At 65.1% G+C, this 11,421-nt stretch carries 12 protein-coding genes; 8 read left to right on the top strand and 4 right to left on the bottom strand.

The genetic code is table 11. The annotated features are described in order from the left end of the window. On the top strand, positions 1-511 hold a 511-nt coding region (locus ABMA59_RS31025), incomplete at its 5' end, for a TetR/AcrR family transcriptional regulator (protein WP_349009245.1). 10 nt (positions 512-521) lie between these two features. Here ABMA59_RS31025 and ABMA59_RS31020 read toward each other — a convergent pair. The 3 genes from ABMA59_RS31020 to ABMA59_RS31010 all read right to left on the bottom strand — a co-directional run bounded on the left by ABMA59_RS31020 (position 522) and on the right by ABMA59_RS31010 (position 3,967). Beyond that, positions 522-2,057, bottom strand: a complete 1,536-nt coding sequence (locus tag ABMA59_RS31020; RefSeq protein ID WP_349009244.1) for a DHA2 family efflux MFS transporter permease subunit — start codon at positions 2,055-2,057, stop codon at positions 522-524. Positions 2,058-2,297: 240 nt separating this feature from the next. Next, positions 2,298-3,485, bottom strand: coding sequence for an HlyD family secretion protein (locus ABMA59_RS31015; protein ID WP_349009243.1), 1,188 nt, complete (start codon positions 3,483-3,485; stop codon positions 2,298-2,300). A 5-nt stretch (positions 3,486-3,490) separates the two neighbouring features. Further along, positions 3,491-3,967 (bottom strand): MarR family winged helix-turn-helix transcriptional regulator, encoded by a 477-nt coding sequence (locus ABMA59_RS31010; RefSeq protein WP_349009242.1) that lies wholly within the window; start codon positions 3,965-3,967, stop codon positions 3,491-3,493. Positions 3,968-4,143: 176 nt separating this feature from the next. Between ABMA59_RS31010 and ABMA59_RS31005 the strand changes: the two genes are divergently transcribed. After that, positions 4,144-5,058: a phytanoyl-CoA dioxygenase family protein gene (locus ABMA59_RS31005; protein ID WP_349009241.1), complete on the top strand. Its 915-nt coding sequence runs from the start codon at positions 4,144-4,146 to the stop codon at positions 5,056-5,058. Positions 5,059-5,393: 335 nt separating this feature from the next. On the opposite strand, the gene ABMA59_RS31000 is transcribed toward ABMA59_RS31005, so the two are convergent. Next, a complete protein-coding gene (locus ABMA59_RS31000) occupies positions 5,394-6,290 on the bottom strand; it encodes a LysR family transcriptional regulator (protein ID WP_349009240.1) in 897 nt (298 codons plus the stop codon). Positions 6,291-6,418: 128 nt separating this feature from the next. On the opposite strand from ABMA59_RS31000, the gene ABMA59_RS30995 reads away from it, so the two are divergent. The 6 genes from ABMA59_RS30995 (at position 6,419) to ABMA59_RS30970 (ending at position 11,335) form a co-directional block, all read left to right on the top strand. Then, entirely contained in the window at positions 6,419-8,062 is a 1,644-nt protein-coding gene (locus tag ABMA59_RS30995) for an ABC transporter substrate-binding protein (protein ID WP_349009239.1), read from the top strand. A gap of 611 nt (positions 8,063-8,673) precedes the next feature. Continuing rightward, positions 8,674-9,201, top strand: coding sequence for a sigma-70 family RNA polymerase sigma factor (locus tag ABMA59_RS30990; protein WP_349009238.1), 528 nt, complete (start codon positions 8,674-8,676; stop codon positions 9,199-9,201). Next, positions 9,201-9,833: an NrsF family protein gene (locus ABMA59_RS30985; protein ID WP_349009237.1), complete on the top strand. Its 633-nt coding sequence runs from the start codon at positions 9,201-9,203 to the stop codon at positions 9,831-9,833. Before ABMA59_RS30990 ends, ABMA59_RS30985 begins: the two co-directional genes overlap by 1 nt. A 67-nt stretch (positions 9,834-9,900) precedes the next feature. Next, complete coding sequence (locus ABMA59_RS30980) at positions 9,901-10,230, top strand: ArsR/SmtB family transcription factor (RefSeq protein ID WP_349009236.1); 330 nt, start codon at positions 9,901-9,903, stop codon at positions 10,228-10,230. Further along, complete coding sequence (locus ABMA59_RS30975) at positions 10,227-10,703, top strand: SRPBCC family protein (protein ID WP_349009235.1); 477 nt, start codon at positions 10,227-10,229, stop codon at positions 10,701-10,703. Before ABMA59_RS30980 ends, ABMA59_RS30975 begins: the two co-directional genes overlap by 4 nt. Next, positions 10,700-11,335: a dihydrofolate reductase family protein gene (locus ABMA59_RS30970; protein ID WP_349009234.1), complete on the top strand. Its 636-nt coding sequence runs from the start codon at positions 10,700-10,702 to the stop codon at positions 11,333-11,335. Before ABMA59_RS30975 ends, ABMA59_RS30970 begins: the two co-directional genes overlap by 4 nt. The last annotated feature ends 86 nt before the right edge of the window (positions 11,336-11,421 follow it).

Raw genomic sequence — 11,421 nt, 5'->3', positions numbered from 1 at the left:
CCATGACAAGAACGAGCTGGCGCGCGAGATGGTACGCCGCTTCATCGACGAGAACAATGCGCTGTTCGACGACCTGTTCGGCCGCGGAAAGCAGCTTTCCGACGACCCGCTGCAGGCGTTCATGATCGGCCTGAAACTGCTTGCCGAGACGCTGGCCGAAGTGAAGGCGAAACACCCCGGCTGCCTGATCGCCTCGATCTGTTACCAGGAGCGGCTGTTCGACCGCGAGGTGGTCGAGATGATCCGCAAGGTGACGATCGACTGGAACGCCCGCTTTCAAGGCTATCTGGAAGAAATCGCGGAAGTCTATCCGATCCGCAACGGCATCGAACTGTCCGACATGGCGGATGCCCTCTGCTGCATCGTCGACGGCGGCATCCTGATGGCCAAGATTTTGGGCGACAGTTCCAAGCTGGAGCGGCAAGTCATGACGTACCGCAATTTCGTCCGCCTTGCCTTTTCGCCGGCCGTCCCGGTCGTCCTGCCGCTCCGGGTGGCGAGCGCGGCGTAGGCGCCAAACCTCAATCCATATGCGCGGCCGGCGGCGCGCCCGCTCCCGCCGGCGCGGCCTTCGGCTTGCGCAGCAGCAGCGCCAGCGGAATGGCGGCGAGCGTCACCATCATCATCAGCTTGAAGTCGTCGACATAGGAGATCAGCATCGCCTGCGCGTTGACCAGCAGGTCGAGCTGCATCAGCGCCGTCGGGTCGCCGTTCGCAGCGGCCGGCGACAGCGCCCTGAGCGCCGGGTTGAACGGGGTGATCGCCGCCGACAGTTCACCGTGGTTGACCTGGATGTTGCGGGTGAGCAGCACGGTCACCACCGAGATGCCGATCGCCGAGCCGAGGTTACGCACCAGGCTGAACAGCGCCGCCGCGTCGGTGCGGAAGCGCGGCTCCAGCGTCGCGAAGGCGACCGTCGACAAGGGCACGAAGACGAGGCCGAGGCCAAGCCCCTGCACGACGCCGGAGAAGATGATCAGGTTGTCATCCATCTGCGGCGAAAAACCGGTCATGTCGTAGAGCGACCACGAGGTCAGCAACAGACCGGTGACGACCAGGATGCGCGCGTCGACGAGGCGCACCAGCCGGCCGACCAGCAGCATCGAGATCATCGTGCCGACGCCGCGCGGCGCCATCACAAGTCCGGTCAGGATGGTCGAATGGTTGAACAGATTGCTGAGCATCGGCGGCAGCAGCGCCAGGCTGGCCAGCAGGATGATGCCGACGATGAAGATGAACACCAGCCCGGTGACGAAATTGCGGTCCTTGAAGATGGCCGGGTCGATGAACGTGTCCTTGGCCGTCGCCAGATGCACGATGAACACCCAGAAGCCGGTAAACGCCAGGCCCAGCTCGATCCAGATCTCGGGCGACGAAAACCAGTCGACCTCGCCGCCGCGGTCGAGCATCAGTTGCAGCGCGCCGACGCCCAGCGACAGCATGGCGAAGCCGAAGAAGTCGAAGCCGCGCAGCCGCCGCGCGATGCGCGGCAGATAGGCGGCGCAGCCAAGGAAGGCGAAGATGCCGACCGGCAGGTTGATGAAGAACACCCAGCGCCAGCTCATCGTGTCGGTCAGCCAGCCGCCCAGCGTCGGCCCGATGATCGGGCCGACCATGATGCCGGCGCCCCACACAGCCATGGCCTGGCCGTGGCGCTCCTTGGGATTGATGTCGAGCAGAAAAGTCTGCGACAGCGGCACGATCGCCGCGCCGAACACGCCCTGCATCAGCCGGAAGAACACCATGCTCTCCAGGCTCCAGGCGACGCCGCACATCATCGACATGGCGGTGAAGCCGACGATGGTGGTCAAAAACAGCTCGCGGCGGCCGAACCGGTCGGCCAGCCAGCCGGTCACCGGTGTCATGATCGCCGCCGCCACGATATAGGAGGTCAGCACCCAGTTGATGGTGTCGCGCGAAGCATCGAGGTCGCCCGTCATGTTGGGCAGCGCGACGTTGGCGATCGTCGTGTCCAGCACCTGCATGATCGTCGCCAGCATGATGGAGACGGTGATCAACCCGCGATGCGGGACTTCCTGGAAATGCGACTGGGTCATGACGATTGCCCCGACGTGGAGGCGCGTTGGCTGAAAGCACCCCCCTCTGGCCTGCCGGCCATCTCCCCCTCAAGGGGGGAGATTGGCAGCTTCGATCTCGCCGCTTCTTCTGCAACATTGGTGATTGGCGAACCCAAAGCGGCCGGCTCAATCTCCCGCCTTGAGGGGGAGATGGCCGGCAGGCCAGAGGGGGGTGCGAAGGAAGACATGTTGAAAATTCCCGGCCAATGGCCGAGCCAGCTACTCCGCGGCGCTGGCCGTTCCGAACAGTCCGGCGAGGCTCTCCGGCAGGGCCGCGAAATGCGGCAGCCCGCGGGCGGCGCCGGTGTCGACGGTCACGTCGGCGCTCATGCCGGTGCGAAGTGCCAGATCGGTGGTCGGATCGACCTTGAGCCGCACCGGGATGCGCTGGGTCACCTTCACCCAGTTGCCGGTGGCATTCTGCGCCGGCAGCAGCGAGAACTCCGCGCCGGTCCCGGCGCCGATCGCTTCCACCGTTGCCTTGATCGGCCGGCCCGGATAGGTGTCGAGCTCGATCTCGGCGGTCTGGCCGGGCTTCATGTTGGTGAGCTGGGTTTCCTTGAAATTCGCCTCGACCCACGCCTCGTCGGTCTCGACCAGGCTGAACAGCGGCGTGTTCTCGCTGACCAGTTCGCCGAGCTTGAACGATGAGGCCTGCGAGATCATGCCGTCGGCCGGCGCGCGCACCGTCGTCTGCGCGAGGTCGTAGGCGGCCTTGTCGCGCGCCGCCTGCGCGGCCATCACGCTCGGATGACTGTCGGTCTCCAGATCGGCCTTGCCACCAAGCGCGGCAAGCGCCCCGGTCACCGCTTCCCGCGCCGCCTGTTGCTGGTCCTGCGCCTTGGCGATGTTGCGCTGCGCCTCGTCGAGCAGGGCGCGCGAGCTGATGCCCTTGGCCGAAAGGTCTTTCTGCCGGTCGTACTCGGCTTGCATGAAGGTGACTTCATTGGCAGCCATGTGCTGTTGCGCGATCGCCTGGCTGTAGTTGGCGCGCAACTGCTCGACAGCGATGCGTGCGGCGGCAAGGGCGGCGTCCGCCTGTTCCAGCGCGATCTTGGAAGGTTGCGGATCGACGACGAACAGCACGTCGCCGGCCTTGACCAGGCCGTTGTCGACAACATGCGTCTCGACCACCCGGCCGGTCACCTGCGCGGCGATGGTGACAACCGCCTGCTGCAGATTGGCGTTATCGGTCTCCTGGTAGCGGCCGCCGGTGACCCAGACATAACCGCCGCCGGCCGCCAGCAGCAGCGGCAGCGCCAGCATGAGGACCAGCCGCGGGCTGCGGCGCTTCTTCGGCTGCGGAGCGGCAACAGGGCTGAGAGACGCCGGAAGGGCTGGCATCGCCTGTCCCGGCGCGAGTTCAATCTTGCGGGCGTCGCCGTCCGCTTTCGCCATCGCGTTCATGTCTGCTATCCGTATTTCCGATTGTCCGTGGTCGTCGCGGTCGCGACGGCGGTGTCGCCGTCGGAGAGATTGATGGTGATCGCTTCCAGCGCGCGGATCAGGTCCCGCCGTTCTTCCGGCGACACGCCGGCCAAAGCTTCCTCGTAGACATCGCCGGCCATGCCCTTGACGACATGGTAGGCATCGAGCGCCTTGGCGGTCGGGAAGATATTTCGCACCCGCCGGTCGCTGGCGTCGGCGCGCCGCTCGATCCAGCCGCTCTCCTCCATGCGGTCGAGCAGGCGCGATACGCTGATCGGCTCGATTTCGAGCAGTTCAGCCAGCCGCGCCTGGGTGATGCCTTCTTCCTTGACGACGCGCACCAGCAGCCGCCAGTGCGCGGCGGAGACGCCGACACTTCCCGCACGCTCCTCGAAGCGTTTGCGCAGAACGCGCGCGGCGTCGTGGATGAGGAAGCCGAGCCTGTCGATACCGTAATTCATGAGCGCAATATATTATAAGCATGCTCACTAAACAAGGGAGGCAAGCCCAGCCGACGGAAATTTTTGCGCTGCACCATCGTCTTTGCGGCCGCTGTGCCAGCGCTGGCCCTGCGGCGGATTTTGCCGATTTCCGGGAAAGTCGTTCCCGCATTCCGTGCCTTATCGGTTTTGCCCTCGTGGATATCATCGCCGCAATCGAGACGGACGAGGACAGGCCGATGATTACTGCCGGGCAGGCGCGCGACGCCGTCGAGCAATACCGCGAGGAAGGCTACGCGATCGTTCGCGGTTTCGTCGATGGCGACGAAGTGGAGCAACTGAAGCGCGAAACCCTGGCCGTCTACGAGGAGGGGCTGAAGCACCACGCCACCTACCGGCACGGCAACCTCAACTTCCAGATTCTGCCGGAAGCCGATTTCGGCAAGCGCTATGTGTTGCAGGCTTACTGGTTCTCGTGGATCAACGCCTATTTCGAGCGGTTCCGCCGCGACGAGCGCTACCTGATGCTGCTCGAAGGGCTGATCGGCAAGGATATCAAGCAGATCGCCCAGCAATTGCACTGGAAGCCGCCCGGCGCAAATCTCACCGGTTACCGCTTCCACCAGGATCTGCGCTTCCGCAAGCAGAGCGCGTTCGACAACATCGCCGAGGCCACCGTCACCACCGGGCTGGCCGTCGACCGGGCGACGAAGGAGAACGGCTGCCTGCAGGTTGTGCCCGGTAGCCATAAGCTGGGTTATCTCGGCCTGTCGGACGAGGGCACCGGCGAGCTGATGAAGGGCCTTACCGCCGAGGACGAATTGCTTCAGGTCGGCATCGATCCCGGCACCATCGTCGACCTTGAACTGGAACCCGGCGACCTCGCAATGTGGGGCCTGCTGACCGTCCACGGCTCGGCGCCGAACAAGTCCGAGCACGACCGCGCCTTCGCTTTGTCCAGCTATGTGCGCGCCGACACCACCCAGCGCGGCGAATGGGCTTTTCGCGACGGCGTCTCGACGCCTCTCGGCGATACGCCAAAACTCTGCAAATACGAAAAGCTCTTCGAGGAGCCTGGGCCTCTCTACGATACTCGGCAGTGGTGGAAGTAGTGCCGCCCGCCCCGCTTCAATCTGCAAATGCTGACGGTGGGTGCCTTGTCGCGCCCGCCGGCTGCGCGCATGTGAACCGAATAGAAATGAACGAGTATCTCGGTTGCTGCGCTATCGGCGCCGACCTTGGTGAAAGAAGTGGGCCGCCGACGACCCCCTCCCCCTTGTGGGGAGGGATAACGGGTGGGGGTCGAAACCATGTCAACCAATCCGGTATGGTTCCCCTTCAAGATAAAATTCGACCGACGACGTACGGCAGCACCCCCACACTGTATCCCTCCCCACAAGGGGGAGGGGGCCGTCAGCGGCGTAGCCTCCTTGTCAACCCAAAGCCTTCAAACCAGATCCGGCGACAGCTCCCGCGCCAGGAACTCCACGAAAGCGCGCACCTTGCCCGCCACATAGGTGCGGTGCGGATAGACGGCGTAGATCGGGCTGGAGCCCGGCCTGAACTCGTCGAGCAGCACGACCAACTCGCCCGCTGCGATCGCCCTGTCGACCAGCAGGCTCGGCAGGTTGCCGATACCGAAGCCGGCCAGCGTCATCTGGTAGGCGGCCTCGACGCTATTGGTGGACACGCGCCCGCCGACAGCCGCGTTGAACGGTCCGTCCTCGCCGACAAATGGCCAGGTTCCGATGCGCCGCGCGAAATTGCTGAGCACGCAGGAATGCGCCGCCAGTTCCTGCGGATGCTTCGGCCTGCCGTGCCGCTCCAGATAGGCCGGCGTGGCGCAGACATAATTGCGCACCTGCCCGAGCTGGCGGGCAATCAACGCCGAATCCGTCTGCGCCTCGAAGCGGATCGCCACGTCGTAGCCTTCCTCGACGATGCCGACCACGTAGCGCGAGGTCAGGTTGAATTCGATCGAGGCCTGCGGGTTCTCGTTCAAAAATTTCGGCAGCAGTTTCGTGATGCGCGTCTGCGCGAGCACGTTGGAACAGGAGATGCGCAGCAGTCCGCGCGTGGCGCTGTGGAGGCCGCGTGTCGAATCCTGCAGTTCGGCGATCTCGTTGAGCAGGATGCGCGTGCGTTCGCTGTATTCGCGGCCGGCCTCGGTCAGGCCGAGGCGGCGCGTCGTGCGGTTGATCAGCCTGACGCCGAGGTCGTCCTCCAGTTCCTTGATGAGCCGGCTCACCGCCGTGGTCGACATGTTGAGGTCGCGTGCCGCCGCCGACAGGCTGCCCAGCGCACAGGTGCGGTCGAACACCTTCATCGCCACCAGCAGATTCATCGCCGCCCCTCGCTTCCCAACACGATGGCAGCCGCCACAGGCGCGGCCGCCATCGATCGATTGCGCCGGCGCGGATTGCGTGCCGGTGCCAATTCAACCAAACCGTCAAGACAATGGGAGAAAAAGACATGAAATCCAAGGATCTGCACCCGGCCGTCGCCGGTTATGCCCGTGCCGCGCGCGACGGAAAACTCGACCGCCGCGAGTTCCTGGCGCTGGCCAGCATCTTTGGCGCAAGCGCTGCAGCGGCCTATGGCATGATCGGCATGCCGCGCCCGGCGGCAGCGGAGGACGCCGGCACGCCGAAGAAGGGCGGCGTCCTCAAGGTCAGCATGCAGGTCATGGCCGTCGACGACCCGCGAAAGTTCAGCGTCTCGCAGATGGGCAACGTCGCCATGCAGTTCATCGAGCCGCTGGTGCGCTGGAATCCGGACTTCACCTTCAAGCCTATGCTGCTGGAAGGCTGGGAGATCAGCGAAGACGCAAAACAGTACGTGCTGAAGGTGCGGCCGGGCGTAAAATGGTCGAACGGCGATGCCTTCACCGCCGAGGACGTCGCCTTCAACATCACCCGCTGGTGCGACAAGGACGCCGCCGGCAACTCCATGGCCGGCCGCATGGGCGCGCTGATCGACCCCGATACCAAGAAGGCGGCCAAGGAGGCCATTGTCATCAAGGACGACCATACCGTGGTGCTGACGCTGTCGCGCCCCGACATCACCATCGTGCCTGCGATGACCGACTATCCGGCCCTGATCGTGCATCGCGGCTTCGACGCCGCCGGCAAGACCCTGGCCGAACAGCCGGTCGGCACCGGCCCGTTCGAACTCACGGCCTTCGACGTCGGCGTGAAGGCCTCGGTGCGGCGCCGCCCCGAAGGCTCCTGGTGGGGCGGCGAGGTTTTTCTCGACGGCATCGACTGGACCGACTACGGCACCGATTCCAACGCCACGGTCAATGCCTTCGAATCCGGCGAGATCGACCTCAATGGCCAGACCCAGACGGCGGATGTCGGAATCCTCGACGGCTTCGGCCTGAAGAAGTCGGAGATCGTCACCGCCACCACCATCGTGGCGCGCAGCAACGTCGCCAACAAACCCTATGACGACAAGCGCGTGCGCAACGCCATCCAGCTCGCCGTCGACAACGAGGTGGTGCTGAAGCTCGGCGCCGACGGCATGGGCACGGTGGCCGAAAACCACCATGTCGGCCCGATGCATCCCGACTATGCCGAACTGCCGCCGATCCGCCGGGACCCCGAGAAGGCGAAGGCACTGCTGGCCGAGGCCGGCCAGTCCGATTTCGAGTTCGAGCTGATCTCCGTCGACGCCGACTACCGCAAGGAATCCTCCGACGTGATCGCCCAGCAGATGCGCGACGCCGGCTTCAAGGTGAAGCGCACCATCTATCCGGAATCGACCTTCTGGAACGACTGGACGAAATATCCCTTCGCCACCACCAACTGGAACGCCCGCCCGCTCGGCATCCAGACGCTGGCGCTCGCCTACCAGACCGGCAGTGCCTGGAACGAGAGCGCCTTCTCCGACGCCGAGTTCGACGCAAAACTGCGCGAGGCAAACGCGATTGCCGACGCCGACAAGCGCCGCGTGCTGATGAAGGATCTCGAGCGCATCCTGCAGGATTCTGGCGTCATCGTGCAGCCCTTCTGGCGAAAACTGTTCTGCCACATGAAGCCGACCGTCATGGGCTATCAGATGCACCAGGCCTACGAACAGCATTTCGAGAACACCTGGCTGGCCGAACAGGCCTGAGCCGGCAAGGCTTGTGTCCGGCGTCTTGGACAAGCCGGCCGCGGCGCGGCCGGCGACGGGGACATGCCAGAGCTTCCGCGCCGCTGCCCGGGGCGAAAGTGCCGGCGAGGTTTTGCGGGGCGGCGTCATCGCCGGGCCTTGCCGGCAGGCATTCAACCGTCGCCGGGCGACGGTTGAATGCCGAATCCATGCAGCATCCGCCTGGGGCACGCCGCGCAGTCGCCGCCGCATCGCGACGTCGCCTCGGCCGCTCGCCCGCCGCCATCGGGCGGACGGCCATCCACGCTCCGGTCGCTCTGTCCCGCGCCGATGTCCGTGGATTCTCTAGTCGAAAAGCTCATTATACGCTCCCGTGCCGTCTCGGCAGACTAGCGGGGCCACATTTCACGATAAGCCGCTCGCTTCGGGAACGACTTTCCCGTTTCGCGGGATAGTGCGGCCAATTGCATTGCCCGGTTGACGGAGCATCGGCGGAGTGCGAAGCCCTTGCCTCCGACCACGTGACACCAGCCCTTGGATGGTTTCGTGATGACCGCATCCGCCCCGTTGCCGATATCGACCGCCGGCGGTGTAACAATTTCGTGTGCGTGGCGAAGTGCTGTGAGAGCCTGGTGACGGCGGCCGACGAAACCGAACTTGCCCGGCTGCTGCGCGCCGCGCTCGGCGGTGACGAGAAGGCTTACGCGGCCTTCCTGTCCCGCGTGGCTAGCCTGGTGCGCGGCTTCGCGCGCCGCAGGATCGACCATGCAGTCGACCCGGAGGATATCGTGCAGGAGACCTTGCTGGCGATCCACACCAAACGCCACACCTGGCGCAGCGATGCGCCGGTGCGTCCCTGGGTCTTCGCCATCGCCAAGTACAAGATCATCGACGCCTTCCGCCGCCGTGGACGGCATATCGAGGTCGACATCGCCGATTTCGCCGAGACGCTGGCCGAACCCGAGCGCGAAAGCGCCAGCCCGCGCGAGGTCGAGCGCGCACTCGGGCGCCTGCCGCCCGGCCAGCGCCAGGTGGTGACCTCGATCTCGATTGAAGGCCGATCCATCGCCGAGACCGCGCAGGCATTGGGCATGAACGAGACGGCTGTGCGCGTCGCCCTGCATCGCGGGCTGGCGGCCATCGCCAGGGGGCAGACCTGATGGACACGGAAAGCCTCATCAGGGGACTGGCGCGGGACGCAGCATCTTCCGCGCCGCGCCTTTCCCTTGTGTTGGCGGCCGCGCTTGCCGCAGCCGCCATTGCCGGGGGCATGGTCTTCTTCGCCATGCTTGGTCCGAGGCCCGACATCGCGCTGGCGATGGAGACCCCGCGCTTCCTGTTCAAGTTCGTGCTGACCGTTGCGTTGGCATCTACTGCCGTGGGCGCCTTCGCCGCCCTGTCGCGCCCCGGCGCGCCGGTTGCCTGGCGCCTGCTTTTCGTCGCGCCGATGCTGGCGCTGGCGGCCGTCATGCTCGAGCTCTTCCTGCTGCCGCCAAGCCAATGGGAAGCGCGCTGGATAGGCCACAATGCGGTCTTGTGCATGACCTTCATCCCGCTGATCGGGCTTGGCCCGCTGGCGATCCTGCTCTGGGCCATGCGCCAGGGCGCTCCGACAAATCCGCGCGCTGCCGGCGCGCTTGCCGGCCTGCTGGCCGGTGGCATCGCCGCCACGTTCTACGCCGCCCATTGCTCTGACGATTCCCCGCTCTTCGTCGCCACCTGGTACACGCTGGCGATAATCCTGCTGACGGCAGTGGGAGCGGTAGCGGGCGGGCGGCTTCTGCGCTGGTAGGTTACGAAAGGCAGAGGTGCTAACGCTTAGCCCTTGCGCTAACTATTCTCGCCTGATACTTAGCCTTATGGAAAACTATCAAAGGCTCGACGGCGTCTTCCAAGCGCTTGCCGACCCAACCCGCCGCGCCGTGCTCGGCCGGCTGGGGCAGGGGCCGGCCAGCATCAGCGACCTGGCAAAACCGTTCGACATGGCGCTGCCTTCATTCATGAAGCACATCAATCTGCTGGAGGAGAGCGGCTGGATCCGCACCGTCAAGCAGGGCCGGGTGCGCACCTGCGCCATCGAGAAGAAACAGTTCGCCGCGGTCGAATCCTGGCTCGCCGCGCAACGTTCGCTCTGGGAAGCCCGCACCGACCGCCTGGAAAAATTCGTCACAAGGGAAAACCCGACATGAACCCGCCGCTGAATCCCGATCTGGACCTGACCATCTCGCGCCTCATCAAGGCGCCGCGCGCCGCCATCTGGAGCGCCTGGACCGATCCGAGAAAATTCGAGAAATGGTGGATCCCGGAGCCGGCGCTCTGCAAGGTGGTCGAGATGGATATGCGGCCCGGCGGTGGGCTGGTCACCGAGATCAGCGAGAACGGCGGAGCCTTCGCCTCGCATCTCAATGCCTGCTTCCTCGCCGTCGACGAGGGCCACCGCATCGTCTTCACCGATGCACTGACCGGCGGCTGGCGACCGGCCGACCAGGGTTTCATGACCGCGATCATCACGCTTGCCGACCATCCCGGCGGCACGGACTATGCCGCCCATGTCATGCACAAGAACAATGCCGACCGCAACATGCATGCCGAGATGGGTTTTTACGACGGCTGGGGCACCGTCATGGGACAACTTGCCCGGCTGGTGGAGCAGGGCCCATGAGCGCCGCTCAGCCGCGACGGAAAATCGTCCTGCAGATGATGACGACGCTCGACGGCCGTCTCGACGATCCGATGGCCTGGCTGCATGGCGTCAGCGACGACCAGTACCAGGAGATCGACCGCATCTATGCCGGCTACGACACGGTGCTGGTCGGCCGCACGACCTATGAGGAGATGGCAGCCTATTGGCCGGGCGCGGTCTCCGAAGGCACCGAAACCAACCGCCGCATGGCGCACCGCATGAACACCGTGAAGAAGCTGGTCTTCTCGCGTTCCGGCGCCTCGCCTCTGACCCCGTGGAGCAGCGTCGAGCAGGTCGTCGCAGCCACCGACAGCGACCTCGCAAAACACCTCGCCGCTCTGAAGGCGGAGCCCGGCGGCGACATCCACCTCTCCGGCGGCGCAAGTTTCGCCCAATCCGTCGTCGCGCTCGGCCTGGTCGACGAATACCGCTTCTTCGTCTATCCGACGGTCTCGCCCGGAAAATCCTGGTTCGCAAAACTGCCTTCGGGGCTCGATCTACAGCTCATTGATTCCCGATCCTACGAGAACGGCGTAGTCGGGCTGCATTACGTACCGCGCGAAGCAACGGACCGGGTTCACCGCGAAACCTTTACCGACATGCTGACCTGACTGCTGTCGTTGGACGTCGGCCCTCGGCGGTTGAAACCGCCGGCCTCCGCCCATACTGTCGCCCTGCAAACAATCGACGGAGCCGG

The sequence above is a fragment of the Mesorhizobium yinganensis genome (assembly GCF_040081985.1).
Taxonomy (GTDB): Bacteria; Pseudomonadota; Alphaproteobacteria; order Rhizobiales; family Rhizobiaceae; genus Kumtagia; species Kumtagia yinganensis.
The sequence above is the reverse complement of the archived record's forward strand: the minus strand, read 5'-3'. Positions and strand labels throughout refer to the sequence as shown.

Bases quoted from the DNA above. Each gene is read 5' to 3' on its own strand.
- ABMA59_RS30970 (WP_349009234.1), top strand. From the start codon at position 10,700: ATGAGCGCCGCTCAGCCGCGACGGAAAATCGTCCTGCAGATGATGACG.
- ABMA59_RS30975 (WP_349009235.1), top strand. From the start codon at position 10,227: ATGAACCCGCCGCTGAATCCCGATCTGGACCTGACCATCTCGCGCCTC.
- ABMA59_RS30995 (WP_349009239.1), top strand. From the start codon at position 6,419: ATGAAATCCAAGGATCTGCACCCGGCCGTCGCCGGTTATGCCCGTGCC.
- ABMA59_RS31015 (WP_349009243.1), bottom strand. From the start codon at position 3,485: ATGAACGCGATGGCGAAAGCGGACGGCGACGCCCGCAAGATTGAACTC.
- ABMA59_RS31000 (WP_349009240.1), bottom strand. From the start codon at position 6,290: ATGAATCTGCTGGTGGCGATGAAGGTGTTCGACCGCACCTGTGCGCTG.
- ABMA59_RS31010 (WP_349009242.1), bottom strand. From the start codon at position 3,967: ATGAATTACGGTATCGACAGGCTCGGCTTCCTCATCCACGACGCCGCG.
- ABMA59_RS31020 (WP_349009244.1), bottom strand. From the start codon at position 2,057: ATGACCCAGTCGCATTTCCAGGAAGTCCCGCATCGCGGGTTGATCACC.
- ABMA59_RS30985 (WP_349009237.1), top strand. From the start codon at position 9,201: ATGGACACGGAAAGCCTCATCAGGGGACTGGCGCGGGACGCAGCATCT.
- ABMA59_RS30980 (WP_349009236.1), top strand. From the start codon at position 9,901: ATGGAAAACTATCAAAGGCTCGACGGCGTCTTCCAAGCGCTTGCCGAC.